This window comes from Comamonas sp. w2-DMI (assembly GCF_040187735.1).
GTDB lineage: Bacteria > Pseudomonadota > Gammaproteobacteria > Burkholderiales > Burkholderiaceae_C > Comamonas > Comamonas terrae.
In genome coordinates, this window is the sequence record NZ_JBANEL010000002.1 from 272580 (window position 1) to 297158 (window position 24579).

Annotated in this window: 23 protein-coding genes; 13 read left to right on the forward strand and 10 right to left on the reverse strand. The window is 61.3% G+C overall.

Going from position 1 to position 24579, the window contains the following annotated elements:
- Nucleotides 1-12: 12 nt before the first annotated feature.
- Genes bioA through bioF form a run of 3 tightly spaced genes read left to right on the forward strand, consistent with a single transcriptional unit; the run spans nt 13 to nt 3262 of the window.
- On the forward strand, nt 13-1365 hold the full coding sequence (gene bioA / locus V8Z74_RS03965; protein WP_349708073.1) for an adenosylmethionine--8-amino-7-oxononanoate transaminase: 1353 nt from the start codon (nt 13-15) through the stop codon (nt 1363-1365).
- Nucleotides 1362-2045, forward strand: coding sequence for a dethiobiotin synthase (gene bioD, locus V8Z74_RS03970; protein ID WP_349708074.1), 684 nt, complete (start codon nt 1362-1364; stop codon nt 2043-2045). The genes bioA and bioD overlap by 4 nt, the downstream gene beginning before the upstream one ends.
- Nucleotides 2042-3262, forward strand: coding sequence for an 8-amino-7-oxononanoate synthase (bioF, locus tag V8Z74_RS03975; RefSeq protein ID WP_349708076.1), 1221 nt, complete (start codon nt 2042-2044; stop codon nt 3260-3262). Before bioD ends, bioF begins: the two co-directional genes overlap by 4 nt.
- Here the strand turns inward: bioF and V8Z74_RS03980 are convergent.
- Complete coding sequence (locus V8Z74_RS03980; protein ID WP_349708077.1) at nt 3259-4377, reverse strand: site-specific integrase; 1119 nt, start codon at nt 4375-4377, stop codon at nt 3259-3261. The genes bioF and V8Z74_RS03980 overlap by 4 nt on opposite strands.
- Before the next feature lie 314 nt (nt 4378-4691).
- Between V8Z74_RS03980 and V8Z74_RS03985 the strand changes: the two genes are divergently transcribed.
- Together V8Z74_RS03985 and V8Z74_RS03990 are read left to right on the forward strand one after the other, a co-directional pair.
- On the forward strand, nt 4692-5690 hold the full coding sequence (locus tag V8Z74_RS03985; RefSeq protein ID WP_349708078.1) for a DNA-binding protein: 999 nt from the start codon (nt 4692-4694) through the stop codon (nt 5688-5690).
- 500 nt (nt 5691-6190) lie between these two features.
- Nucleotides 6191-8365 carry a catalase gene (locus V8Z74_RS03990; protein ID WP_502879438.1) on the forward strand — a complete coding sequence of 725 codons (2175 nt, stop codon included), beginning with the start codon at nt 6191-6193 and terminating at the stop codon, nt 8363-8365.
- A 61-nt stretch (nt 8366-8426) separates the two neighbouring features.
- Here V8Z74_RS03990 and V8Z74_RS03995 read toward each other — a convergent pair whose 3' ends face one another.
- From V8Z74_RS03995 to V8Z74_RS04005, 3 genes are all read right to left on the reverse strand, one after another.
- On the reverse strand, nt 8427-10157 hold the full coding sequence (locus tag V8Z74_RS03995) for a methyl-accepting chemotaxis protein (protein ID WP_349708079.1): 1731 nt from the start codon (nt 10155-10157) through the stop codon (nt 8427-8429).
- 61 nt (nt 10158-10218) lie between these two features.
- Nucleotides 10219-10521: an H-NS histone family protein gene (locus V8Z74_RS04000; RefSeq protein ID WP_349708081.1), complete on the reverse strand. Its 303-nt coding sequence runs from the start codon at nt 10519-10521 to the stop codon at nt 10219-10221.
- 72 nt (nt 10522-10593) lie between these two features.
- Nucleotides 10594-11601 carry a helix-turn-helix domain-containing protein gene (locus tag V8Z74_RS04005; RefSeq protein WP_349708082.1) on the reverse strand — a complete coding sequence of 336 codons (1008 nt, stop codon included), beginning with the start codon at nt 11599-11601 and terminating at the stop codon, nt 10594-10596.
- On the opposite strand from V8Z74_RS04005, the gene V8Z74_RS04010 reads away from it, so the two are divergent.
- A complete protein-coding gene (locus V8Z74_RS04010) occupies nt 11600-11752 on the forward strand; it encodes a hypothetical protein (protein ID WP_349708083.1) in 153 nt (50 codons plus the stop codon). The genes V8Z74_RS04005 and V8Z74_RS04010 overlap by 2 nt on opposite strands.
- Nucleotides 11753-12005: 253 nt before the next feature.
- Nucleotides 12006-12131: a hypothetical protein gene (locus V8Z74_RS04015; RefSeq protein WP_349708084.1), complete on the forward strand. Its 126-nt coding sequence runs from the start codon at nt 12006-12008 to the stop codon at nt 12129-12131.
- 146 nt (nt 12132-12277) lie between these two features.
- On the opposite strand, the gene V8Z74_RS04020 is transcribed toward V8Z74_RS04015, so the two are convergent.
- Nucleotides 12278-13192 carry a LysR family transcriptional regulator gene (locus tag V8Z74_RS04020; protein WP_349708085.1) on the reverse strand — a complete coding sequence of 305 codons (915 nt, stop codon included), beginning with the start codon at nt 13190-13192 and terminating at the stop codon, nt 12278-12280.
- Nucleotides 13193-13304: 112 nt separating this feature from the next.
- Between V8Z74_RS04020 and V8Z74_RS04025 the strand changes: the two genes are divergently transcribed.
- Together V8Z74_RS04025 and V8Z74_RS04030 are read left to right on the forward strand one after the other, a co-directional pair.
- Nucleotides 13305-13502, forward strand: coding sequence for a hypothetical protein (locus tag V8Z74_RS04025; protein ID WP_349708086.1), 198 nt, complete (start codon nt 13305-13307; stop codon nt 13500-13502).
- A 28-nt stretch (nt 13503-13530) separates the two neighbouring features.
- The gene (locus V8Z74_RS04030) at nt 13531-14499 is read left to right on the forward strand and encodes an NAD-dependent epimerase/dehydratase family protein (protein WP_349708088.1); all 969 of its coding nucleotides are present in this window, start codon (nt 13531-13533) and stop codon (nt 14497-14499) included.
- 15 nt (nt 14500-14514) lie between these two features.
- Here V8Z74_RS04030 and V8Z74_RS04035 read toward each other — a convergent pair whose 3' ends face one another.
- On the reverse strand, nt 14515-16167 hold the full coding sequence (locus V8Z74_RS04035) for a methyl-accepting chemotaxis protein (protein ID WP_349708090.1): 1653 nt from the start codon (nt 16165-16167) through the stop codon (nt 14515-14517).
- Nucleotides 16168-16503: 336 nt separating this feature from the next.
- On the opposite strand from V8Z74_RS04035, the gene V8Z74_RS04040 reads away from it, so the two are divergent.
- The gene (locus V8Z74_RS04040; protein ID WP_349708092.1) at nt 16504-17424 is read left to right on the forward strand and encodes a MerR family transcriptional regulator; all 921 of its coding nucleotides are present in this window, start codon (nt 16504-16506) and stop codon (nt 17422-17424) included.
- Between the two features lie 119 nt (nt 17425-17543).
- On the opposite strand, the gene V8Z74_RS04045 is transcribed toward V8Z74_RS04040, so the two are convergent.
- The 3 genes from V8Z74_RS04045 to V8Z74_RS04055 all read right to left on the reverse strand — a co-directional run bounded on the left by V8Z74_RS04045 (nt 17544) and on the right by V8Z74_RS04055 (nt 21225).
- Nucleotides 17544-18683 carry a GGDEF domain-containing protein gene (locus V8Z74_RS04045; protein ID WP_349708094.1) on the reverse strand — a complete coding sequence of 380 codons (1140 nt, stop codon included), beginning with the start codon at nt 18681-18683 and terminating at the stop codon, nt 17544-17546.
- 356 nt (nt 18684-19039) lie between these two features.
- A complete protein-coding gene (locus tag V8Z74_RS04050; protein WP_349708096.1) occupies nt 19040-20515 on the reverse strand; it encodes a sensor histidine kinase in 1476 nt (491 codons plus the stop codon).
- Complete coding sequence (locus tag V8Z74_RS04055) at nt 20515-21225, reverse strand: winged helix-turn-helix domain-containing protein (protein WP_349708097.1); 711 nt, start codon at nt 21223-21225, stop codon at nt 20515-20517. The genes V8Z74_RS04050 and V8Z74_RS04055 overlap by 1 nt, the downstream gene beginning before the upstream one ends.
- A 95-nt stretch (nt 21226-21320) precedes the next feature.
- On the opposite strand from V8Z74_RS04055, the gene V8Z74_RS04060 reads away from it, so the two are divergent.
- The 3 genes from V8Z74_RS04060 (at nt 21321) to V8Z74_RS04070 (ending at nt 23113) form a co-directional block, all read left to right on the forward strand.
- Entirely contained in the window at nt 21321-21974 is a 654-nt protein-coding gene (locus V8Z74_RS04060) for a cytochrome b/b6 domain-containing protein (RefSeq protein WP_349708099.1), read from the forward strand.
- Nucleotides 21971-22753 (forward strand): molybdopterin-dependent oxidoreductase, encoded by a 783-nt coding sequence (locus V8Z74_RS04065; RefSeq protein WP_349708101.1) that lies wholly within the window; start codon nt 21971-21973, stop codon nt 22751-22753. The genes V8Z74_RS04060 and V8Z74_RS04065 overlap by 4 nt, the downstream gene beginning before the upstream one ends.
- Nucleotides 22754-22831: 78 nt before the next feature.
- Nucleotides 22832-23113 carry a hypothetical protein gene (locus V8Z74_RS04070; protein WP_349708103.1) on the forward strand — a complete coding sequence of 94 codons (282 nt, stop codon included), beginning with the start codon at nt 22832-22834 and terminating at the stop codon, nt 23111-23113.
- A 377-nt stretch (nt 23114-23490) separates the two neighbouring features.
- On the opposite strand, the gene V8Z74_RS04075 is transcribed toward V8Z74_RS04070, so the two are convergent.
- On the reverse strand, nt 23491-24411 hold the full coding sequence (locus tag V8Z74_RS04075) for a LysR family transcriptional regulator (RefSeq protein ID WP_349708104.1): 921 nt from the start codon (nt 24409-24411) through the stop codon (nt 23491-23493).
- Between the last annotated feature and the right edge of the window lie 168 nt (nt 24412-24579).

Below are 24579 nucleotides of genomic sequence, written 5' to 3' on the forward strand. Positions count from 1 at the left end.
CAGGAGTTTTTGATGGACAACTGTCTTGCCAGCCGCAGCATGCGGCATGTGTGGCATCCCTGCACACAGATGAAGCGGCACGAAGCCGCGCCGCCGGTTGCGATCGACCATGCCAGCGGCCCCTGGCTCGTGGATACCCAGGGCCGGCGCTATCTGGACGGCATCAGCTCCTGGTGGGTGAATCTTTTCGGCCACTCGCATCCGCACATTCGGGCCGCATTGGCCGAGCAGATGCAGCGCCTCGACCATGTGATGCTGGCCGGCTTCACCCATGCCCCGGTGGTGGAGCTGTCCGAGCGCCTGGCCGGGCTGACCGGCCTGGGTCACGCGTTCTACGGCAGCGACGGTGCCTCGGCCACCGAGATCGCACTGAAGATGAGCGCGCATTACTGGTGCAACCGGGGACAGCCTGCCAAACACCGCTTCGTGGGCCTGGCCGGCGGCTACCACGGCGAGACCGTGGGCGCGCTCTCGGTCACCGATATCGCGCTGTTTCGCGATGCCTATGGCCCGCTGGTGCGGCTGTCGGCCACCGTGCCCAGCCCCGATGCGCGCCAGGCCCGGCCCGGTGAAACGGCCGCCGACATGGCGCGCCGCGCCGCAGAAGGCCTGGAAGCCTGGCTGCAGGCCCACCACACAGAGACTGCGGCCCTGATTCTGGAGCCACTGGTGCAATGCGCCGCCGGCATGGCCATGCACGATGCCGAGTATTTGCGCCTGGCCCGAGCACTGTGCGACCGCTTCGAGGTGCATCTGGTGGTGGACGAAATCGCCGTCGGCTTCGGCCGCACGGGCAGTCTGTTTGCCCACCAGCAGGCAGGCGTCACGCCAGATTTCATCTGCCTTTCCAAAGGACTGACTGGCGGCACTCTGCCGCTGTCGGCGGTGCTGACCACGGACGCAGTCTATGCCGCGTTCTACGACGACGATGCCGCGCGTGGCTTCTTGCATTCGCACTCCTACACCGGCAACCCGCTGGCCTGCCGCGCCGCCGTGGCCACGCTGGAGCTGTTCGAGCAGCTCGACACGCTGGCAGCCAACCGCCAGCTGGCCCAGCGCATCAGCGCCGCATTTGCGCCCCTGGCGGCTCATCCGCGCGTGCGCCACGCGCGCCGGCAGGGAATGATCTGGGCCTGGGATATCGATACCCGGTTGCCCGACTTTTCCCAGCGCTACCACGCCGCAGCCCTGGCCCACGGCCTGCTGCTGAGGCCAATAGGGCCCATGGGCCGCACGCTGTACTGCATGCCGCCCTATGTGCTGGACGATGCGGCCGTGGCGCATCTGGGCCGTGCAGCGCTTGCTGCGCTGGACGATACGTTGCTGCAAGAAGCAGCGCTGCCCGCGCAGGAGGTGCAAGCATGATCGGCTGCTTCGTGACCGGAACCGATACCGGTGTGGGTAAGACCCTGGCCAGCTGCGCACTGCTGCATGCACTGGCCAAGCACCATCCGCGCGTGGTGGGTATGAAGGCCGTCGCCGCGGGGGCCGAGCCTGACGGGCAGGGCGGCTGGGCCAATGAGGACACGCTGGCCTTGCGTGCGGCCTCCACGCTGGCCGTGCCCGCTGCACTGGACAATCCGGTGCTGCTGCCCGACCCGGTGTCGCCCCATATCGCCGCCAAGCGCGCAGGGGTGCAAGTGACGCTGCCGCCCATTCTGGACGCCTACCGCCAACTGGCCGCGCAAGCCGATGCCGTCGTGGTCGAAGGCGCAGGCGGCTGGCGCGTGCCGCTGTCCGAGACACTGGGCATTGCCGATCTGGCGATGGCACTGCAATTGCCCGTGGTGCTGGTGGTGGGGCTGAAGCTGGGCTGCCTGAACCATGCTCTGCTGACGGCCGAAGCCATACGCGCCAGCGGCTTGCCGCTGGCGGGCTGGATGGCCAGCCGCGTTGACCCGCAGATGCTGGTGCCCGAGGAGAACATGGACTGGCTGCGCCGTCAGATGGATGCATGGGACGCTCCGCTGCTCGCCGACATTCCATGGCAGGCCACGCCCGATCCGCATTCGGTTGCGGTCACGCTGCCCAGGGGTTGGCAATGAGTACAGCAAGCGCATCCAATTTCTGGCTGCGGGACATTCCCCGGCAGCTGGCGGCGCTCGACGCCGCCGCACTGCGCCGCTCCCGCCGCACCGTGGAGCCCTTGCAAGGGGCGCATATTGCGGTGGACGGGCGGCCCATGCTGCAGTTTTGCAGCAACGACTATCTGGGCCTGGCCCGGCATCCGGCCCTGGTCGACGCGGCCTGCGCCGGCGCGCGCGACTTTGGCGTGGGCTCGGGCGGCTCGCCCATGGTCAACGGCCACAGCACGGCCAATGCCGCGCTGGAGGACGATCTGGCCCGCTTTGTGCAACTGCCCCGGGCCTTGTACTTCTATGCCGGCTTTGCCACCAACGCCAGCATCATCCCGGCCCTGGTGGGCGCAGGCGATGCCGTCTTCTCGGATGCGCTGAACCACGCCAGCCTGATCGATGGCTGCCGGCTCTCGCGTGCGCAGATCCACCGCTTTGCGCATGGCGATCTGGCGGCGCTGGAAAGCCAGCTGGCTGTCTGCACCGTCCCCCGCAAGCTGGTGGTGAGCGATGCCGTGTTCAGCATGGACGGCAATGTGGCCGACATTCCCGGTCTGCTGGCCTTGTGCGAGCGCCACGACGCCCTGCTGCTGCTGGACGATGCCCACGGCTTCGGCGTGCTCGGCCCCGAGGGGCGCGGCAGCCTGGCAGCTGCAGGCCTGACCGGTGACAAGGCTTCCCCCCGCGTGCTGTACATGGCCACGCTGAGCAAGGCCGCTGGCGTGTCGGGCGCCTTTGTCGCGGGGCACGAATTGCTGATCGAGTGGCTGCTGCAGAAGACGCGCAGCTACACCTTTGCCACGGCCGCCCCGGCCTTGCTCGCACAGGCGCTGCAGGCGAGCCTGCGGCTGATCGAGCACGAGAGCAGCTTGCGCGAGCAGCTGCAGGCACGCATCGCCCAGTTGCGTGCCGGCTTGCAGCCCTTGCTGCAGGACACCGGCTGGCGGCTGCTGCCTTCGCACACTGCCGTGCAGGCGCTGGTGATCGGCGGCAATGCCGCCGCGCTGGACTTGATGGAAGGCCTGCGCCGGCGCGGCCTGTGGGTGCCGGCGATCCGCCCGCCCACGGTGCCTGCGGGCACTGCCCGCCTGCGCATTGCGCTGTCCGCTGCGCACACGGGTGCCGACGTTGAGCAACTGCTGGCCGCACTGGGTGAACTGGCATTGCTGCCGGCAACGACTTCCTAGTTCTCAGGATCAAGCAACCGGGCCGCGCGGTTTTGCAGAGCCGTATCCGCCCGGTAATAGCCCATGACGGTGTTGACGCTGTGGTGCCCCGTCAGCGCCATGGTGTCCGGCAGCGGCACATTTTGGCGCCCGGCCTCGGTCACAAAGCCCGAGCGCAGCGAGTGCGCCGAAAAATCGCCATCCACCCCGGCCAGTTTGCAGCGCTGCTGGACGATGTTGCGCACCGCCGCTGGCGTGAGCGGTTCGGCCACATGGCCGCCTTTGCGGATGCGGCGAAAGATAGGGCCTTCGTGAATTTGCGCAGCCGCCAGCCAGGCACTCAGGGCCGTGGCCGCCCGTCCGGTGACGGGCTTGTGGTTCTCGGGCGTATCCAGGCCCGACTGGTTGGTCTTGGAATGCGCCAGCGTATAGATATAGTCGCCGGGCCCCACGGCGCGCAGGTAGCGCATGTCGGCTGCGGCCACTTCGGAGCGCCTGCGGCCTCCGCTGCTCCAGGCAAACAACAGCAGGGCCCGGTCGCGCAAGCCGCGCAGGCTGTCGTCGCAGGTGGCCAGCAGCTGTTCCAGCACATCGCGGGTCAGGGCATCCTTCTTTTGGGCCTGCTCGCCCCGGCGCGCATAGGCCTTGCGGGTGCGTGACATGAGCTCGCGCACTGCGCCGTCCTGACAGGGATTGCTCAGCCCGTGAACCTGGTGTGCCTTGGACAGCACCGCCACGCGGTGCACCAGCGTGTTGTGCGCGGGCGGGCCTTTTTTCCCCTTGTAGCCGGCTGCAACCAGCGCCTGGTCTATTTCCTCGGGCATCTCGTGCACCAGGCCGTTGGCGCCCTGGCGCTGCGCATGGTCGATGATGAATTGCAAAACCGTCGAAACGGGCAGCGGCAGCTGCATGGTCCGCCCCATGCGCAGCACATGCCAGGCAGCCCAGTACCGCATGGCGCTCTGGTAGCTGGAGCGCGTATTGATCGACTCGCCTTCGCGCATCAGCTCCCGAATGGCTTTTTGGGCCGCTGGCGGCAGCGCCGGGGAGCTTCCGGCCGGGTTCACGCTGCGCAAGGGCGGGGCGGCATCGATATCGCCGCTCAGGGAAGAAGGCAAAAGCTCGTCTGAAGACATGGAGTGATTGTCGCCGCGGCCGGCCGGTGGTTTTTCCGGACTGGTATTGCCGGCCGCAGCTTCCTGTGGAGGCGCCTGCAATGACGATCCGCGTGGGTGAGCGCAGAACCTTGCTTTCCACCAATTGCCGGCATTCCGCTTGCGAAAAAGGTCTTTCAGATACTGATCAGGGCCCAAGTAGCTGTAATGTAGCAAATTCATTTGTATGAAAACATCATATGTATTATTTAATACATGTTATGTTTGATGTATAACGCAAATATTCAATAAACCACGATAACAATCACTTATCGTTAGTAAAAAAGATATTTCATATGAATACGCCAAAAAACACGTCCAGAGGTGTGCAGGAAGCCGATGTCTGGGCTGCTGCAGATGCCTTGATCGCCCAGGGTCTGCGCCCCACGATCGAACGCGTGCGCCAGCACATCGGTCGCGGTTCCCCCAATACCGTCAGTCCCATGCTGGAAAACTGGTTTGCCACACTGGGGCGTAGGCTGGGCGTGGCAGGGGAGCAGGATGCTGCGCAGGCTTCCTCGGTGCCGGAGCCGATTCAGCGCATGGCGCAGGAGTTGTGGAGCACGGCGCGGGAAGAGGCGCTGCAGTCAGCCTCAGCCGCTCTGGCCGAACGAGAAGCAGCGCTTCAGGCTGCCGAGGCCGAGCAGGCGGCTCAGAAGGAACAGCTGCTCCAGCGGGAAACCGCGATGCAGGCCCAGAAGGAGGCGATGAACCAGGCGCTGCAGCTGGCCCAGGCCCAGGCCCAGGATCTGGCGCGCCGGCTTGACGACGTGCAGCAGCAGTTGCAGGACCGCGATGAGCGCATGGAAGAGCTGCGCGAAGCTCTGGCCCAGGCTTCGCGACAAAAGGAGTCGCTGCAGCAAAAGCACAGCGAGGAAATGCAGGCTGCGGCGCTGGAGCGCCAGCGCCTGGCCGAGCAATATGCGGGCAACGAGCGCCATATGCTCAACGAGGTGGACCGCGCACGCCAGGAACTCAGCAACGCCAAGAAGGCGGCGCAGGAACAGGAGCGCAAAGCGGAAGCCCGAAGCCAGGAACTGCAGGCGCGCCTGGAACGCTCGGAGCAGGAAATCCTGAACCTGCATACACAGCTGCAGGCCGCCCAGAATGCGGCGGCACTTGCCCAGGAGCGTGCGGCAGACATCAAGAGCCTGCTGGAAGCCCAACAGCGCATGGCAGCCGCCGGCAGCACGGCAGAACCCGGCGCTTTGACGGCCTCCAGCGCACGCAAATCCAATCTGTCCGCCGCGCGCCGTTCCATGCTGCGCATGCGCGAGCGTCGCTCGCCGCGCTGAATCCTGAATCGTCTTTGACCAGGCGCAGGCTTTCCATGTCATTGGCGGAGCCGGGGTAGGGGAGTGTACGAACGAAGTTTCGATGACCGGAGTGGGAATCCATACCAGCGAGTGCGTGCCCGATAGGAACTTGTTGATGGAAAAGCGTGTGCGCCCAGTTTTTTGGCGATTTCGTGATGCAGCTCCGTCAAGGGCATGCACAGGTTCTCGACGGCTTTCGGCAAGGGCTCTTCGGCCGAGATACTGACGTTCAGGGTATAGGTGGCGTCGAAAGTGACTGGAGGCGCAGCCGCCGCAACCACCTCGGACCGCCATGCAGCCGCGCAAAAGCCCCGTTCGACGCAGAGCCGGAAGGCAAATTTCTTGATCTGCGGAAATGCGAGGTACTTTTTCCTACGTACCGCTTGGCACTTGAGCGACGCCCCCATGCAGACGCTCCCAATAAGGTCAAAGGTTCATGTCCGTTAGCGGACCCTGACGCTTTGATTAAGGAGGTCTTCATGCCACAAAAGCCCAAAGCGCCGTCCCATGGGGCGGCCAGCGTGTCCAAGTCGTCTCAAGCGCCACGCTCCAACGTTCCGCAAGCCGATCAAGCGGTGTATGAGGCAGTTGTGGGGCAGGGTGGTGAACTACACCAAAACCTCTCTTCAAACCGTAACAGCCGGCCCGATTCGCAAGCCCTCACCGACAATTTCGGGCACCGCATAGCCGACAACCAGAATTCGCTGCGAGCCGGCGAGCGCGGGCCCACGTTGCTCGAAGACTTCGTCCTGCGAGAGAAGATCTTCCATTTTGACCACGAGCGTATCCCTGAGCGCATCGTGCATGCACGCGGCTCGGGCGCGCACGGCGTGTTCGAGTGCACGAAGGCGATCCCGGAGCTGACCAAGGCATCCATCTTCCAGAAGGCGGGCGCCACCTGCCCGGTGTTCGTGCGCTTTTCCACCGTGGCCGGCGGGGCTGGCTCCATCGACACACCGCGCGACGTGCGCGGCTTCGCCGTCAAGCTCTACACCGACACCGGCAACTGGGACCTGGTGGGCAACAACATCCCCGTCTTCTTCATCCAGGACGCGATGAAGTTCCCCGACCTCGTGCACAGCGTGAAGATGGAAGCCGACCGCGGCTACCCGCAGGCCGCCACGGCGCACGACACGTTCTGGGACTTCATCGGGCTGATGCCCGAGTCCATGCACATGATCATGTGGGCCATGTCGGACCGTGCGATTCCTCGTAGTTTCCGCATGATTGAGGGTTTTGGCGTGCACACCTTCCGCCTGGTCAATGCAAAGGGCGAGGGCCGCTTCGTCAAGTTCCACTGGAAGCCGGTACTGGGCATCGAGTCCACCTGCTGGGACGAGGCCGTGAAGATCGCGGGAGCCGACCCTGATTTCCTGCGGCGCGACCTGTACGAAGCCATCGACCAGGGCGACTTCCCCGCCTGGGATCTGGGCATCCAGGTGTTCGATGAAGACTGGGCCGCCCGGCAGCCCTACGACGTACTGGACGCCACCAAGCTGATCCCCGAGGAAGAGCTGCCGGTGCAGATCGTCGGCCGCATGACGCTCAACCGCAATCCAGACAACTTCTTTGCCGAGGTCGAACAGGCGGCTTTCCTGCCCTCCAACGTCATTCCCGGCATCGACTTCACCAACGATCCGCTGCTGCAGGGGCGCCTGTTCTCGTACCTCGACACGCAGAAGTCTCGCCTGGGCACGACCAACTTCCACCAGATTCCGATCAACGCGCCCAAGTGCCCATTCCATAACTTCCAGCGCGACGGCATGATGCAGACGCTGGTGCCCACCGGCCGCGCCAACTACGAGCCCAACAGCCTGGCCGAGGCGGGCGAGGACGGCGGCCCGCGCGCCTGCCCCGAGACGGGCTTCACCTCCTTTCCCGCCAATGCCGAGCGCAACGACGCGACCCAGAAGCTGCGCATCCGCGCCGAGCTGTTTGCTGATCACTACAGCCAGGCACGGCATTTCTACCGCTCGCAGACGCGTAGCGAGCAGGCGCACATCGCCTCGGCGCTGGTGTTCGAGCTGTCGAAGGTGGCGCTGGAGCACGTGCGCGAACGTGTCGTGGCACGGCTGCGCAACATCGACGAAGACCTCGCCAAGCGTGTGGCCGCAGGGCTGGCGATCAAGCTGCCACCCAAGGCCAGGGTCGCGCGCGAGCCAGTGGAGATGGCGCCCTCCGACGCGCTGTCCATCCAGAAGCAGGCCAAGAACACTTTCGCCGGACGCAAGGTCGGGCTGCTGTTTGCCGAAGGTTCGGACAAGGCCGCCATAGACAAGCTCAAGGCCGAGGTGGAAAAGGCCGGCGGCAGCGTCTTCCTCGTGGCGCCCAAGGTGGGTGGCATCCCCGTCAAGGGCGGTACGCTCAAGGCCGACGGGCAACTGGCAGGATCGCCCTCCGTACTATTCGACGCGGTGGCCAGCATTCTTATGCCCGAGCAGGCCGAGCAACTGACCCGCGAAGGCGCGGCCGTGCAGTGGTTCATGGATGCCTACGGCCACTGCAAGACCATTGCGCATTGCCAGGGCTCGCAGGTACTGCTGGACAAGGCGGGCGTGGAAAAGGACGAAGGGGTGGTACCCGTCGAAGCGCTTGTGAAGACAGGCGTGCGGCGCCATTGGGAGCGTGAGCCGAAAGTGCGAATGCTCGCCTGATCAAAGCGCGGCCTGACCCAGGGGGTCAGGCACTTTGCAGGGTACAGGGGGAATGCACTGGCTAAAAAGCCTCCCACTCACCCTCATCCTTGCCTGTGGATTGCTGTACGCCCGCGATGGCTGCAGGCCGACGGGGAGCAGGCGACTTGGCCGATATGGCCTGAACCGCAGGCTTGACCGCGTTGACCGTATTCATCGGCTGCTTCGTGCTCCTTGGTGTTGTCGATGCCGAAGTATGGGTCTTGTGCTCATGCCCGGACAGCTTGAAGACCGCGACAGCTTCCACCAACGACTGCGCCTGGTGGTTGAGGCTGCTGGCAGCCGCCGCCATTTCTTCCACCAGCGCCGCATTTTGCTGGGTCGTCTGGTCCATCTGCGTGACGGCTTCGCCGACCTGTGCCACACCCTGGCTTTGCTCGTGGCTGGCGGCACTGATCTCGCCCATGACATCGGTCACGCGGCGAATGGCGGTGACCACCTCGGTCATGGTGGTGCCGGCCTTGTCGACGAGCTGTGTGCCTTGCTCCACGCGCCCCACACTGGTATCGATCAGGGCCTTGATTTCCTTGGCGGCCTCGGCCGAGCGTCCGGCCAGGGCCCGCACTTCGCTGGCAACCACGGCAAAGCCACGGCCTTGCTCACCGGCCCGCGCCGCCTCCACTGCGGCGTTCAGCGCCAGGATGTTGGTCTGGAAGGCGATGCCATCGATGACGCTGATGATGTCGGCGATCTTGTGGCTGCTTTCGTTGATGCTTTTCATGGTCTCCACCACTTCAGCAACAACCTCTCCGCCCTGGGCAGCCACGGTGGAAGCATTCATGGCCATCTGGTTGGCCTGGCGGGCGTTATCGGCGTTTTGCTTGACGGTGGAGCCCAGCTCTTCCATGGACGCCGCGGTCTGCTCCAGTGCGCTGGCCTGCTCTTCGGTGCGGCCGGACAGATCATGGTTGCCTGCGGCGATCTGGGCACTGGCCGATGCCACGCCCTGCGCATTGGTGCGCACCGAAGTTACTGTTTTCACCAGGCTTTGCTGCATGCGTTGCAGTGCGCCAAGCAGATGTCCCATTTCGTCTTTGGACTGCGCGGCGATCTGGCCGCTCAGATCTCCGCTTGCCACGCGATCCGCCACTTCGACCGCTTGTGCCAGCGGGCGGGTGATGGAGCGGATGATGGCCCAGGCCAGAAAGACTGCGACGGCGATGGCGATGGTACCTGTGACCAATACCTCCCATACCAGCTGCTGTGCGGCGCTCTCGGCCCGCTGGCTGGCATTGTCCGAACGCTGGGTCTGGTCGGTCAACAGATCATGAATCGCTCGCTGGTAGTCACGAAGGACAGGACGCAGCTGGGTTTCCAGCACGGAGAGCGCTTCATCCCGTTGGCTGCCTTCAACGAGCGCAAGGAACTGATCGCCCTGTTTCAGGAAGGCGGCACGATGCTGTTGTACGCGGGCCAGCAGGTTCTTTCCTTCAACCGATTGGATCAGTCGCGTTGCTCTGTCTATCTCGGAGGCGATATCCGTGCGCGCCTTTTGGACATTGGTGCGTGCCGCCTTCTGGAGATCCTGCGAGGTGAACAGAACCAGGTTCTGGAACTGGATGGCTTGCTCATTGGTACCGTCGATGATTCGGTTGAGCGCCTGAATGATAGGAATGCGCCTCTGGGTAATATCTTCCAGCGATGTTCGCTGTACGGACGAACCGAAAAGTGCGATGCCTCCCAGGACTGCCAGCAGCAATACCATGACCGCAAACGAGAGGGTCAGTCGGGTGGAAATTTTCAAACTCTTCATTGAGATGCCTCCCCTGCAATAATATTTATGATTCTTGCTAAACCGCTAGCTCTATAGAAGATCACTGAATCATGAATAAAAGACGATCTTGCCCGCGAATCCAATCCGGTTGTCTGCCTCTGCCGCTCCATGTCCGGCCAGTTGCAGGATCGCGATACTTCGGTGTACCCGATTTTTTCCGTGGTATACGCAAAGGCTTTTCATAAGGGAAAATATCTGACTTTTTAAGGCCAAATTTCTGTATCAATAACCGGCTATGAAGAACCGCCTGAGCCATCTCTGTTTGCCGCACTTCAGCTATTTGCTGCTCAAGCTCTGCATGCTGCTGCAACAGTTCCACATAAGTGGCTTCATCCGTTGTCATTACCTTCCTCCTCTGTGAATATTTTTAGTGCGACTGCTGTCATGCATCTGCGATCGATTAACTTCTCAGTAATTACCGATCAGACTCAAGATGAAATTTACGAAATTGCGATGGAGAGACGCCGGCCATCTCTCGAAATGCGCGTGTAAAGTGCGCCGCATCCGTATATCCTAGAGATAAAGCTATCTCCGAAATTTTTGTTTCTGGGATTAGCAACAACTTGGTGGCTTGTTCGAATTTGACAGTATTCAGAATCTGCCTGTAGCTCCAACCGGATTCAGAGAGTGTTCTCTGCAGGCTGCGTATGCTGGTATTTGCCATTTCAGCAATATCCGCAACGGTAGGAACCTTGCCTCCAAGATAAGAGGGGAGCATTATCTTGAGGCTGCTTACCAAATCACTAGAAATAGATATTTCTTCAGATGCCTTTTGATCCGTGTCATTCCACCGATTGATTGGAGGAAGATGAAGATATTTTTCCGGTATGTCTATCCAAGAGTAAGACTGTCCAGAATGGAAACGACTTCTATTCCAATGCTCTTGCGCCTCAAAAGTTGGATGGTATTGAGACTCAAATGCAATATTTTCCGGTATCCAATCGTGACCAATGAATTCTCGTACTACATGAATTAGAAGAACATTTTGAAGCCATTGAGAATGCTCGAGATGCGGAAAACCTTTGATTCCGTTCAGTTGGCTGCAGAGCCTTAATGAATTTCCATAAGGAACGAGGAAGACGCGCAGATTGGTATCTTCAAGATGTGCGTTAGCACAAAGGTTCTTTAAAGCAGAGAATAAAGATGAGGAATTCCTTACCATTTTGCGGTTTCTTTCGCTCAGGTAATTGAAGTTTGCTTGACGAGAAACCAAATAACCAAAATCTGAAATTCCTTGAGAATAACTGGTTTTTTCAGCAAACTGAAGACAGTTTCTTATAGGAAGATAGTCGGTTGTACATCTTTCAATGCTAGGAGGCAGCTTGTATTTCTCTAGCAAAGACTCAACGGGAGCACCAAGTGTGTCAAGGATCTGAACAAAAGGTAGCAAGAACTGTCCACGAGTCAATGGAATTTTCGACATGAAGACTACTGATGCATTTTTTGAAACAGATCTTGTTTCATTTGACTACATCCTGAGACAGGCTCAAGAGAGTGATTTCCGCATTCTTGCCATATTGCGCCAATTTTTGATGACAAAAACGGAAAAATCATTCTGGATACAAGAGTCATGAAAGCCTCGCGCCAGTGGCATTGCCAAAAAACAGCAATGCTGCTCGTCATCAAAGGCTAGGGTTATTAACGATGCACCGCCATCTGAGATTTAGAGACGTTGCCAGCTGGATTGGCAGATGGAGGACTGATAACGAACGGCCTTCAGGTGAAGCCAGGCAGCTCCATGCGGTTGAGCAGCCGCAGCAGCTTGTAGGTGGCATACGGGATGTCGTGCTTGCCAGCTTCCCAGTTATGTACAGTCCGAGACGACACATGAAGAAACTGCGCACAGGCGTGCAGATCCATGCCCAGGCTCCGGTACATGGCACGGAAGCTGCGGGCAAGCTGGAGGCGGGTATCGCGGTCATGACGCCGGATGCCGAGCTTCTGTTTAGATAGATACGATGTATATTATGTTAAATCTTAAAGTGAGAGCACTTTGTCAAGGACTGCCAAAGCATCCAGCCGCATACCCTGCGGCTTTCTAATGATGTTCAGAGCACCTTACCCGCTTATCTGCCCCACTCCAGCACCATTGCAGGCTCTTACACGGCATTTCGAGGCGAATCAGCGCTGATGTATGCCGCCAAGCCCGCCGCCAGTGCTGCGAAGGTCACCGCGCAGCGCGCGCTGGACCGCAGGTCTTCGTGCATGGCGATCCAAGTGTCCATCGTCAGCGAAAACTGGCTGCGCAGCACCCGCACTAGTTGCTTGTCCCAGGCGGCCAGTGCCGACTGGCAGATGCCAATGCCGATGCCTGCGCGGATTGCCGCCAACTGCGCCAGGTCGCTGTCGGCCCGGAATGCGAAGCGATCCCGCGAGAAGGCAGGAATCTTCTCTCGAAGGCTGCGGATGTAGGCATTCTCGTGGTCAAAGCCGATGACCACGTGGCGGGACAAGGCTTCCATCGACTTGGGCATGCCGCGGGCAGCCAGGTAGCGCTGGTGGGCGTGCAGGCCCAGCTCGATACCGCCGATGCGCTGGACCACCAGCGCCTCCTGCACCGGCTGGAACATGCGTACCGCGATGTCCGCCTCGCGGTGCAGCAGATCGTCGGCCCGGTTGGACAGCACCAGCTCGATGACCAGTTCCGGATGTTCGCCATGCAACGCCGCGAGGATGGGCGGCAGGACCTCGACGCCGATGACCTCGCTGGCCGTCAGCCGCACCGTGCCGCGAACGCCTGACCCATGGCTGCTGGCCGCCCGGCGCAAGGCCGCGGCCATGGCAGCGATGCCGGCCGCATAGGGCTTCAGCTCCTCGGCGGCGTCCGTAGGCGCGAAGCCGTCGAAGGAGCGGGTGAAGAGCTTGAGCCCCAGCGCCGCCTCCAGGCTGTCGATGTGCCGGCCCACGGTCGGCTGCGTCAGGCCCAACGCCCGGCCCGCGGCTGACAGCGAGCCAGTCTCCAGCACATGCAGAAAGCTCCGGTACCACTCCCAGTTCGGTTCGTTGTTGGCCATGGTATGCAAATTTCTATAGCTGCTAGCAAATTCTAGGCAATTTTCTTTTTGCCTGCTCCTGCGCACACTGCAGCCATTCGCAGCCCAACCACCCCATGTCCAGGAGTCTTTGATGAACCAAGCCGCCGCCATCGCCCCGCCCTCGTCCCGTCCCGGCTACGGGGCGCCGGCCCAGGCCCCGCTTCTGGGCGCTGCGGTCGCGGCGCTCACCGCCCTGGCGCTGGAGGCATGGCTGCATGTGCCGGTCCGGCCGCTGTTGGACGGCTATCTGCAAGCAGTCCTCGGAGGGGTGGTCTCACTGCCCCGCTGAACCTCTCCCTCAGAAAGGAAAAATCACCATGTCCAAAGTCGCATTGTTCGGCGCCGCCGGCGTCATCGGTCAAAGCATCGCCGCCGCTCTCGGTGCCAAGGGCCGTCCCTACCGCGTCGTGGGCCGCAGTGAAGCAAGCCTGCGTAAGGCTTTCGCTACCGATCCGCTGGCCGAGATCGTCACCTGGAATCCGGAATCACCCGCTTCGGTGCGCGCCGCCGCCGAGGGCGTGGAGACGCTGGTCTACATGGTGGGCGTGAACTACTGGCAGTTCGAGCTGCATCCCGAGTTGATGCGCAAGACGCTGGAGGGCGCGGTAGCCGCCGGGGTCAAGCACCTGATCCTGATCGGCACGGTGTATCCCTACGGCCGGGCCCAGTCGAACCCGGTGCGCGAAGAGCATCCCCGCGAGCCGCACACTTTCAAGGGCCGCATGCGCAAGGCGCAGGAGGACTTGCTGATGCAGGCCCACGCCGACGGCCGCATCCGCGCCACGGTGCTGCGCCTGCCGGACTTCTACGGTCCCGGCGTGGAGGCCAGCCTGCTGCACCGCGCCGCACTGGCGGCGGTGAACGGCGGCACGGCCGACATGCTGGGCCCGCTCGATCGGCCCCATGAGTTCGTCTTTGTGCCGGACGTGGGGCCGGTAGTGGCACGGCTGATCGATACGCCTGCCGCGTTCGGCAGGATCTGGCATCTTGCCGGCGCCGGCGCCACAACCCAGCGCGAACTGGTCGCGGAGATGGAGCGCCTGACCGGCCACAAGCTCCAACTGCGCGTCGCGGGCAAGACGATGCTGCGCCTGATCGGCCTGTTCAATCCCTTCATGCGCGAGATGGTCGAGATGAACTACCTGATGACCGAGCCGCTCATCATGGACGACTCGGCATTGCAGCAGCTGATCGGGCCGATCCGCAAGACGCCGTATGCGGAGGGCGTGCGCCAGATGCTGGCGGCCATTCCCAGGGCACGCACGCTTTGCGCCACAGCGGTTTGATGGGGCTGACAGGAATCACACCGCTCCTGGCGCAGCGAAAGCCTTTGCCGCAGTTGATGTCGGCATCGACCTGTACTGCATGTTCGGAAGCTCGCCACTATCTCCTGGAATGGCAGTCTGGTTCACATTGAACAACGAAACGGCGGCCATTAGCTGCTTGGCCTGGTCCCGCAGGCTACTCGATGCGCCGGCCATTTCCTCCACCAGAGAAGCGTTCTGCTGGGTCGCAATATCCAGCTCTGAAACCGAGGCCGTCACTTCACCAATCCCTTGCGTCTGTGCTCGCGAAGCCCCACTGATTTCGGCGATCAAGCCTGCTACGCTTTTGACCTCGTGCACCAGCTGTTCCATGGTTACGCCAGCGTCCTGAACATGAATCACACCTTGGGAGACCTTGGACATGCTGGCATCAATCAACTGCTTGATCTCCTTTGCAGCTTCTGCGCTGCGTTGCGCAAGCACGCGCACTTCCGAGGCGACCACGCTGAACCCGCGCCCTTGTTCGCCCGCGCGTGCAGCCTCCACTGCAGCATTCAGAGCCAAGAGGTTTGTCTGGAAAGCAATCCCGTCAATCACTCCAATGATGTTCTCGATGCGGCGCGAACTCGCAGCAATGTCCTCCATGGTCTGCACTACTTCGCGTACCACCTGGCCTCCATGTTCTGCGGACTGGCTCGCGGTAGACGCAAGAGCGGTGGCCTGGTGAGCATTTTCGGCGTTCTGCACTACAGTGCCGTGCAATTGCTCCATGGTCGACGAACTGTGCTGTAGCCGGGTAGCCTGCTGCTCAGTGCGCTGTGCAAGATCAGTATTACTTGAATCAATTTGAGCCGAGCTTGCTGCAATAGTTTCTGCCGAGGAGCGCACTCTGCGCACGATCCGCGCCAGTGCCACCTGCATGTCCGCCAAAGAAGCCAATACACTGCTTTGGTGTACCTTCTCATCGAGCACTATTTCGCTCAGTTCGCCTGCCGCAACGCGCCTGGCCACCGCGCGCAGTTCCGAAGGATCGGCGCCCAACGCACGCATCAGGCCGTGGGTGATGCGCCAGGCAAGGACAGCAGCAATCGCGAGGGCCAGGCCGCACGCGGACAGCAAAAATGTCTTTTCGGCCGCATACATCCGCGCCGCAGCGTCCACATTCGACTCGCCCAAGCCACGGATATATGCCACATAGGCGCTGGTCTTGCGCATCAATTCGGCCAGCAAAGGCCTGCATTCATAAGTCAGCTTGTGAATGGCAGCTTCGCGCTGACCTTGCAAGGTCAACTCGACGATAGCCTGGGCCACCACGCCATAGCGGGCTTCGATCTGCTCCAGGGACTCAAACAGCTTGCGCTCCTCAGCGGAAACATCCGGGGCTTGCAGCAGCGCACGTAGCTGGCCCAAGCGCTCCTGCATACGTTCGTGTGCTTGCGCTACGGCATTTTTCTCCACAGCAATGTCGGTATCTTCAGACACCAGCAGCAGATTGCGGGCGGCAACCGCGCGAGCATCGGCCGCGGCCTGTACTTCGCGCGCTAAGCCAGCGCGCCGAAAATCATTGGAGACAAAGTGCTCGAAACTCTCCTGGGTGGATGCGATGGTGCGCACGGCCATGCCAGATAGTCCGAAAAGAATCAGCATAAGAAACCCGAAAGACAATAGCAGCTTGTTTTTTATTGACATTTGGAAATATGGTCTGCGAGGAAGAAGGCAATTCATCCGGTCGGTTGAAAAAATTGACAAGCCATCGACGCGCCGGCTGGCGCTTTGCGTCAGGCATCTGCATTGCGCCGCGCATCTGAAATTGCGCAAGCTGTGGAAGCACAAGATGGCGCGATAGCCTGCCGAGCCATCAAGGGACAACGGGCACGGAGTGCAGACAGGTTGTCAAAATTTGTAACAATCAAATGTACTGGGCAAATCATTTTTTGTCCTAGACAATTTTCGCTATCCCCTGAATTGCCTATGCCTATTCAAGCTACCTTTGACTGCAGCCAGACGCCGCGAGATGGCTCCCCAATGCTGCGGATTGCTGCAGTCGAGCGGGAGACGGGTATCGCAAAGGACACGCTGCGAATCTGGGAAAGACGCTATGGCTTTCCACGGCCCTCCCGTGATTCCACAGGGGACCGGGTGTACGACTCCAGCCAGGTCTTGCAGTTGAAGCAGATCCGGCGCCTGCTCGATGCCGGCATGCGCCCTGGCAAGGTCGTGGGCCTCAGTGCCACCGACCTGGAGCAATTGCTCGCTGAAAGCGGTTACACCGTTGCACCGAGTCTGTCCAAGACAAAAAATGGTTTTGTGCAGACGGATTCCACGGTTTCTGCCCTTCTGGACCTGATTGGCGAGCATTCGGCTCAGGCACTTCGCCATGCGCTGGCCCATGCGCAGATGCGGATGGGGGTCGCACCGTTTGTCACCGAGCTGGTCGCCCCGTTGAGCGAAGCGGTCGGCGAAGCCTGGGCGCAAGGGCGTTTCAAGGTCTTCGAAGAGCACTTCTACACCGAGGTGGTCAGCTCTTTGCTTCGAGAGACGATCACTTCGCTCACTCCTCTATCGAATGCGCAGTACCCCAAAGTGCTTCTGACCACATTGCCGCAAGAGCAGCACGGTCTTGGTCTGCTCATGGTCGAGGCCTTGCTGACGCTTGAAGGTTGTGAGTGTGTGTCGCTGGGTACGCAGACGCCTTTGGAAGAGTTGACAGATGCAGCACTCGCTCATCGTGCAGACGTCATCGCGCTGAGTTTCAGTAACGTGAACTCGGCACGCTTTGTGCAAGACAATCTGCGAGCTTTGCGCCATCAGCTGCCGCAGTCGATCCAGCTATGGGTGGGTGGCGCCTGCCCCGTGCTCTACCAGCATCGCATTGACGGAGTCATTCCAGTGGGCCAGTTGACGCGGATTCCAGAAGCCGTGACGTTGTGGCGCCACCGTGGCTGAGATCGCACAGGAAACGTTATGGTTCTATTTCCCCTGTGAATCGCATTCTGGCTCATCTTTGCACCGCGGCTGTTTGCGCCTGAATCCGCCCGAAACACAAGACCCTGGCGCACCACACCCTAGACATTCCAAACCGTACAATTGCGCCCGCGTCGCTTTGCTGCGTAGAGCAAATCGTCCGCGCGCTTGAGCGCGCTGGCGAAAGGTTCCTCTGCTTCGACCACGGTCACGCCCATGCTGGCCGTGAAACATGCATCGGGAGCGTGCGGGGCCCAGCGCAGAGATACGAAATTTGCACGGATCTCCTCGGCGACGGCAATAGCGCTTTCCAGGTCTGCGCCGGGCAACAGCAACAGAAATTCTTCTCCCCCCATCCTGGCAGCGCATGCTTGCGGGTCTGCTTCCTGCCGCAGAAGAGAGCCAAATCGCGCCAGTACCATGTCGCCAAACGCGTGGCCGAAGATATCGTTAATGCGTTTGAAATTGTCGATGTCGGCCATGATCACTCCCGTCGGCGTCGCAGCCTCTGGAAAGGCAGGCCTGAAAACAGAGTCGAGTCGACTATCAAGACCCTGCCGGTTCAGCAGGCCCGTCAATGCATCGGTATGTGCCTGGTGACGATATTTCTCTATGGCGTCGTAACTCGTGGCTATGAAGACTGCAAAGGTCAGGACAATGCTTCCGAGCAGTCCCGTGTATTGGATCAAAGTCCCCCAGACGGAAAGTCTCCATTCTCCCAATGCCAGATCAGGTGTCGGAGCAGCGATATACAAGATGCATTGACCAGTCAGCACTAACGCGATGAAGAGAAATGCAACGGTAAGCACCTTGTCGGACGCAGTTGCAATCCGTCTTGAGAAGGAGAGCGTGGCTCGCCAGATCACCAATGCGCAAAAGGCCTGGACGAAGAACGATTCCAGTTTGGCACTGGCAAACAGGACCACCGAGACGATTACCATCGCTGTTGAAGCCAGCAGAACCGCAATATCAACGTAGAGAGAGGTCTGCCTGCAGCGACGGCTCTGCAGCGCGCGGCATGCCAACATGACGCCGCACAGAATGAAGGCATCCTCGACGGCCTGTTTGTAGGGGGAAAATTCGCTGGCCTGCACCAGCATGATGGCGTACCCAATGCTCAGGCAGCCAAGCGCGGCTCCCCACTGGAGGGTTCTGAAACCAACAAAGTGTGCGGCACAGAGTCCAATAGCGCACAAGAGGATTGCTGCGGGCACAGACCATTCAAGCAGGGTTGCGGGCATAAACAGGCTGGTACATGGGAACAAGCGACGGTGGCACAGCAACCATTTGCCGCTTCAAAGAAGCTGGAGCGTACGTGCAGCCTTGTCTGGAATCCGGTGCTGGCCGATGCGACATGCCGCATGCGGCAGAATGTTACAACGTGTTTCACGCCTGTCGTTAAGGCTCAAGGTCAAGGATTGTCAAGCGTTGAGCGACAAATACGTCAAGCCGCGTGCAAGATGCATGCGAGGCAGGCCAGCAATCATCCCTGTCCACACCGCGGCAGTTGAAACCGTGGGTTGGCCTTTCCGGGCAAACCTCTTCAGTCGAAGAGGTCTGAATCATCTCCCGGACAAAGGCCAAGAGCAATGGCGGCTCAGCGAAGCACAAACCGGAACACCGCCCCTGCGCCGGGCTGAGACATCAGCTGGATCGTGCTTTTGTGCAGCAGCAGGATGCGATGCACAATCATGAGCCCAAAGCCCCCCGAGCGTGCATCCTGCCCTACGGTCCCCGTAAATACAGGGCGCTCGAACAGATACGCCTGCAATGCAGAAGAGACGCCTGGACCGGTGTCCCTCACCATGACCTCGGTACCGCCCTGTCCATGGGGCTGCAACTGCACAGTGATCGCTCCGCCCTCGGCGGTAGCCCGTATCGCGTTGTCGATCAGATTGACCAGCACGCGCTCGATCATGGCCAGATCGGCCGTGACTGGAGGCAGCCCCGGAGCAATGTCTGCCATCAGACGCTGTTTCTTGGTCTCCACCGCAAGCTCGAACTTCTGGAACACGTCCTGCAACAGGTCGGCAAGAAAAAACTGCTCCATTTCCGGCTTGACCACACCGTACTCCAGCCGGGCAAGCTCGAACATTTCCTGGGCCAGACGACCGACCTTGCGGCTTTGCTCCAGTGCGATGTCGAGATAACGGCACTGCTCCTGCGGCTCCAGCACTTCGGACTTCATGCGCAAAGTCTCCAGATAGCCATGCAGCGAAGTCAGCGGCGTGCGCAGATCATGTGACAGGTTGGCAAAGAGTTCGCGCCGCTGCTGGTCCTGGTTGCGAAGTGCCTGCCACTGCTCCTGGGTGCGTTGCGCAAGCCGCTCGAAACTCTGGCTCAGCAGTTCAATCTCGCTGCCTCCTCGCGCGGCCTGCCGCAGCAGCGGCCGCGCCTGCGGCAGCCAGGACATGCCGTGGGTTTCCAGGCCGCGCACGGCTTGCGTCAGCGTGCGCAATGGACGGGTGATGAGGCGAAACGCCGCCAGTCCCGCCACCATGCCGAGCAGCGCGACCAGAGCCATGGATCTCAGCATGGTGTTCGCCGCACTGCCCGTGTTCACGTGAGAGGCCAGGGATTCACGATTCTCACCTTGAAGAATCACGTAAACATAGCCCGCGTCGCGGCCTGCGGCTTGCAGCGGCGCGACGCTGAAGACCTTCTTGCCATCGGGACTGCGTGGATCGTCCCCGAAGACAGGCAGTGCGCCGCCGCTCAGCAACTGGCGTACCGGCGCCAGGTTCACTTGCGAGCGCTTGACCGCTCCCTCCGGCGCTGAATAGGACTGGATGCGTCCGCGCTCATCCAGCAGGTAGACCTCGACACTTGGATTCACGGCCATGAGCTTGTCGAACAGCCCATGCACGGCCGAAGGGTTCAGGCCCTGCGGCTCCATCAGCTCCGGGTAGCGGGCAATCTGCGGAGCTAGGTCTTGCGAGAGCCGCTGGATGACCTCCTGCTCGTGCTTTTCGCTGCCGCGCAGCTGCAGCGCCACCGAAGCCGCGCAGCAGGCCAGCAGCAGCACCACGAATACGGCCGACAGCCGCTGCGAAAGCGAGAGTCGCTGCAACATCACAGTGCCTCCTCCGCAAGTTTGTAGCCTCGGCCCCATACGGTAAGAATGCGCTTGGGGTCGGCCGGGTTTCTCTCGATCTTGGTGCGCAGCCGGTTGATATGCGTATTCACCGTGTGCTCATAGCCGTCGTGCCGATAGCCCCAGACCTGATTGAGCAGATCCAGCCGCGAAAACACCTTGCCGGGCTGGCGGGCAAAGAAATACAGCAGATCGAACTCGCGTGGCGTCAGTTCAATGGGCTGGCCATCCACCCGGGCTTCGCGCGCAATCGGATCGATGCTGAGTCCGCCCAGCGAGAGCACGCCGGCCTCCAGCCTGGCATTGCGGGCCAGCGCCTCGCTGCGCCGCAAAAGCGCGCGCACCCGCGCCACCAGCTCCATCACGGAAAAAGGCTTGGCCAGGTAGTCGTCGGCCCCCAGTTCCAGCCCCAGAATGCGATGCACCTCGCTGGAGCGGGCACTGGTGATGATGATGGGGACATAAAAAGTCATGGCGCGTGCACGCCTGCAAATCTCCAAGCCATCCACTCCTGGCAGCATCAGGTCCAGCACCAGCGCATGCCAGCCGCCGCGCTCCACCGCAGCCAGGCCCAGCCGCCCGTCGGCAACATGCTCGACGTCATAGCCCTCGTCGCTAAGGTGCATGCGCAACAGCTCGGCAATGTTGTCATCGTCCTCGACGATCAGGATGCGTTTCGGGGTGTCCATCGGAACATTCTCCCGCAGCGATGCAGGCCGAGGTATCACGTTTTTTTGAACTTTCGGTGAGGACTTGGGGACCAGGCGCGCCGAACAATGCGCCCATGCCATCCCTCGACCATCCACCCTCGAAACGTAGCGCCCCGCCGCAACCGCTGTGGCTGCGCATCACCCACTGGCTCAATGCCGTGGCCACTATGGTCATGGTGATGAGCGGCTGGCGCATCTACAACGCCTCGCCGATTTTCGACTTCGCCTTTCCCGGCAGCATCACGCTGGGCGGCTGGCTGGGCGGAGCGCTGCAATGGCACTTCGCCGGCATGTGGCTGCTGGTGCTTAACGGGCTGGCCTACCTGGCGCTCAACCTGGTCACCGGCAGGTTTGCGCGCCGCATGCTTCCCGTCACGGCACGCGGTGTGCTGCGCGACGCCTGGCTCGCGCTGACGGCCCGCCTGTCGCATGCGGACATGCGCCATTACAACCAGGTGCAGCGTGCTGCCTATCTGTTTGCCGTGGCGGACCTGATGCTGCTGGTGGCAAGCGGCCTGGTGATCTGGAAATCGGTGCAGTTCCCGCTGCTGCGCGAGCTTCTGGGCGGCTACGACATGGCCCGGCACATCCATTTCTATTGCATGGCGGCCATAGTCTGCTTTGTTGCGATACACCTTCTCATGGTCGTACTCGTGCCGCGCTCGCTGCTCGTCATGCTGCTGGGGCGCACCACCCTGCGCTCAACCGCCAAGGAGACCACGTCATGAGTACCTCCATCTGGCAGCGGGAGAACGCCGAGGCCGTGGTTGCCGAGGCCCGCAGCCTGCTCGCCAAGCAACTGCCGCTGACCTCGCGCCGGCGGTTTCTGGCACGCGGCCTTACGCTGGGCGGCCTGGGGCTGCTGAGCGGCTGCCGCATCGACGACAGCGCGACTGCCGAAGCGGCGCTGATGAGGATCTCCCGCTTCAACGATCAGGTACAGGGCTGGCTGTTCAGCTCCTCACGCCTGGCACCCACCTACCCCGACACCATGATCACCCGGCCATTTCCATTCAACGCCTTCTACGGCGAAGACAAGGTGCCGCACGTCGATGCGACAAGCTTTCTTCTGGAAGTCACGGGTCTCGTGTCCGACAAGCGCCGCTGGAGGCTGCAAGAGCTGCGCGCACTGCCGCAGTACACGCAAGTCACGCGCCACATCTGCGTGGAAGGCTGGAGCGCCATCGGCAAATGGGGCGGACCACGCCTTGGCGACTTTCTGCGCGCCGTGGGTGCGGACCTGAGTGCACGCTACGTGGGCTTCCAATGCGCGGACGACTACTACACCAGCATCGACATGGCGACGGCCCTGCACTCCCAGACGCTGCTGGCACTCGACTGGGATGGACGGCCGCTACCGCCAAAGTACGGCTTCCCGATGAAGCTGCGCATGCCCACCAAGCTGGGCTACAAGAACCCCAAGCATATACATGCCGTCTTCGTGAGCAACACCTTCAACCGCGGCTACTGGGAGGACCAGGGCTACAACTGGTTCGGCGGCAGCTGACGAAATGCTTGACCCGGCTTCCCCGGTTCCCCCGCGGCGCATGCCGCCTTTTTCCACCGCAACCTAGAAAGCACCATCATGAAAAACGTATTCACCACCACCGCGCTCTCCATGTGTCTGGCTCTGGGCGCCACCTCGGTCTTCGCGGCCGACGCCATGACCAAGGACGCCATGGGCAAGGACCCAATGGGCATGGAAAAGTCCTCCATGGACAAGAATGCCAAGCACAAGGACGCCATGAGCATGGACAAAGGAATGAGCAAGAGCACCACAAGCAAGGAGAGTCAATCGTCCATGGACAAAATGACCAAGGATGGAATGGCTAAAGACTCCATGTCGAAGGATGGCATGGGCAAGTAAGAAGCAAGGGCGTGGCAAGGCTCTTGTCTGTACGATCCATGCGCACGCTCTTGGCCCTTTCTCCAGGACGCATTGAAGTGCGAAACGCCGGCGCACTGAAGGCCCAGTTGCCCGCCCTCCGCGCTGCTCACGGTCTGAGCCCGATGCTCGACGAGCATGCCGGCCTTCTCGGCTGCAAGCAGTGCGCTTTCGGTTCTCCTCTGGGGCCACAAAGCCGACGGCACGGCCTATGGGTGTCGATCCGCAGGGCTTGGTACAACCCGCTGCGGCAGCCGTAGCGGTAGACAACCGAGGCCGGATCCAAGCCGCCTTCGGCCGCGATGGACTTGCCGGTGGTGTAGGCAAAACGGGCGGCAGCGCTTGCGACCCACCCCGGATCAGCTCTCCTGCACCAGCGCTGCGGCAAAGTGCCGGGCGGGTGCAGACAGATCGGCAAAGCGGATCGCATACAGATTGAGACTGCGCTCGGCCCAGGTATCGGTCAGCGGCACCGCATGCAGGGCTCGCGCCTCCCCCAGCCTCTGGTAGGCACCTTCGGGCATGACGCCCACGCCCAGCCCGCATTCGATCATGCGGCACATGGCACTCAGGCTGTCGACCTCGATGCGCTGGCGCAGCATGCGCCGGCCGGCACGGGCCTCCCTGTCGAGCATTTCCTGAACAAGGCTGCTGTCGCGCAGCCCGACCTGGGCATAGTCCAGCGCTTCTTCATAGGCAAGGTTCCGATGGCTCGCCAAAGCGTGGTCGCGGGGCATGATCAGCACCATGCGCTCGCGCCGGTAAGGCATGGACTCCAGCCCTTCGACCTCATCACTGGGACTGCAGACGCCCAGATCAGCCATGTGGTCGCGCACGGCGCGTGCAACAGACCGGCTGGTTGCCTGGCGCAAATCGATTCGGATATCGGGATGGCGCTTCACGAAGACTGCAATATCCTCGGGAAGGAACTGCTCCACGGCGGACGCATTGGCGCTCAGGCGGACCAGTCCGCGTATGCCGCGCGCATATTCGCCAAGGTCATCGCGCAAATGTTCGACACCCAGCAAAATCGTGCGCGCATGCTCGAGCAGCAGCTCTCCTGCAGGAGTGGGTCGTACCCCGCGAGCATGGCGCAGCAGCAAAGGTGTGCGGGCCAGGGACTCCAGCTCTGCAACACGCTTGCTCACCGCAGAAGCCACCATGCCGCCGCGCTCCCCCGCACGTGCAATGCTCCCGCACTCGCAGATCAATACGAACAGATCCAGGGAGGAAAGATCGATCTGGCGCAAAAAGCTGCGCGATGAGGCGAATTCGGACATGGGCAACGGAAGCCGGAAGCTCACGCGACGGGGAGCAGTTCCAGGCAGGAGACGCTGGATGAAATATCAAGTGGGCGGCATACCTACATGCCGCTTGAGCCATCACGTTTTGGAACGGCTCGAGGAATTTTAGACACTTCTTGCCGAAGGCGTGCATTCTTAACATGC

Excerpts from the sequence above, each read along its gene's own strand:
- bioA (WP_349708073.1), top strand. The coding sequence starts at position 13 with ATGGACAACTGTCTTGCCAGCCGCAGCATGCGGCATGTGTGGCATCCC.
- bioD (WP_349708074.1), top strand. The coding sequence starts at position 1,362 with ATGATCGGCTGCTTCGTGACCGGAACCGATACCGGTGTGGGTAAGACC.
- bioF (WP_349708076.1), top strand. The coding sequence starts at position 2,042 with ATGAGTACAGCAAGCGCATCCAATTTCTGGCTGCGGGACATTCCCCGG.
- V8Z74_RS03980 (WP_349708077.1), bottom strand. The coding sequence starts at position 4,377 with ATGTCTTCAGACGAGCTTTTGCCTTCTTCCCTGAGCGGCGATATCGAT.
- V8Z74_RS03985 (WP_349708078.1), top strand. The coding sequence starts at position 4,692 with ATGAATACGCCAAAAAACACGTCCAGAGGTGTGCAGGAAGCCGATGTC.
- V8Z74_RS03990 (WP_502879438.1), top strand. The coding sequence starts at position 6,191 with ATGCCACAAAAGCCCAAAGCGCCGTCCCATGGGGCGGCCAGCGTGTCC.
- V8Z74_RS03995 (WP_349708079.1), bottom strand. The coding sequence starts at position 10,157 with ATGAAGAGTTTGAAAATTTCCACCCGACTGACCCTCTCGTTTGCGGTC.
- V8Z74_RS04000 (WP_349708081.1), bottom strand. The coding sequence starts at position 10,521 with ATGACAACGGATGAAGCCACTTATGTGGAACTGTTGCAGCAGCATGCA.
- V8Z74_RS04010 (WP_349708083.1), top strand. The coding sequence starts at position 11,600 with ATGAAGACTACTGATGCATTTTTTGAAACAGATCTTGTTTCATTTGAC.
- V8Z74_RS04005 (WP_349708082.1), bottom strand. The coding sequence starts at position 11,601 with ATGTCGAAAATTCCATTGACTCGTGGACAGTTCTTGCTACCTTTTGTT.
- V8Z74_RS04015 (WP_349708084.1), top strand. The coding sequence starts at position 12,006 with ATGAAGAAACTGCGCACAGGCGTGCAGATCCATGCCCAGGCTCCGGTA.
- V8Z74_RS04020 (WP_349708085.1), bottom strand. The coding sequence starts at position 13,192 with ATGGCCAACAACGAACCGAACTGGGAGTGGTACCGGAGCTTTCTGCAT.
- V8Z74_RS04025 (WP_349708086.1), top strand. The coding sequence starts at position 13,305 with ATGAACCAAGCCGCCGCCATCGCCCCGCCCTCGTCCCGTCCCGGCTAC.
- V8Z74_RS04030 (WP_349708088.1), top strand. The coding sequence starts at position 13,531 with ATGTCCAAAGTCGCATTGTTCGGCGCCGCCGGCGTCATCGGTCAAAGC.
- V8Z74_RS04035 (WP_349708090.1), bottom strand. The coding sequence starts at position 16,167 with ATGTCAATAAAAAACAAGCTGCTATTGTCTTTCGGGTTTCTTATGCTG.
- V8Z74_RS04040 (WP_349708092.1), top strand. The coding sequence starts at position 16,504 with ATGCTGCGGATTGCTGCAGTCGAGCGGGAGACGGGTATCGCAAAGGAC.
- V8Z74_RS04045 (WP_349708094.1), bottom strand. The coding sequence starts at position 18,683 with ATGCCCGCAACCCTGCTTGAATGGTCTGTGCCCGCAGCAATCCTCTTG.
- V8Z74_RS04050 (WP_349708096.1), bottom strand. The coding sequence starts at position 20,515 with ATGTTGCAGCGACTCTCGCTTTCGCAGCGGCTGTCGGCCGTATTCGTG.
- V8Z74_RS04055 (WP_349708097.1), bottom strand. The coding sequence starts at position 21,225 with ATGGACACCCCGAAACGCATCCTGATCGTCGAGGACGATGACAACATT.
- V8Z74_RS04060 (WP_349708099.1), top strand. The coding sequence starts at position 21,321 with ATGCCATCCCTCGACCATCCACCCTCGAAACGTAGCGCCCCGCCGCAA.
- V8Z74_RS04065 (WP_349708101.1), top strand. The coding sequence starts at position 21,971 with ATGAGTACCTCCATCTGGCAGCGGGAGAACGCCGAGGCCGTGGTTGCC.
- V8Z74_RS04070 (WP_349708103.1), top strand. The coding sequence starts at position 22,832 with ATGAAAAACGTATTCACCACCACCGCGCTCTCCATGTGTCTGGCTCTG.
- V8Z74_RS04075 (WP_349708104.1), bottom strand. The coding sequence starts at position 24,411 with ATGTCCGAATTCGCCTCATCGCGCAGCTTTTTGCGCCAGATCGATCTT.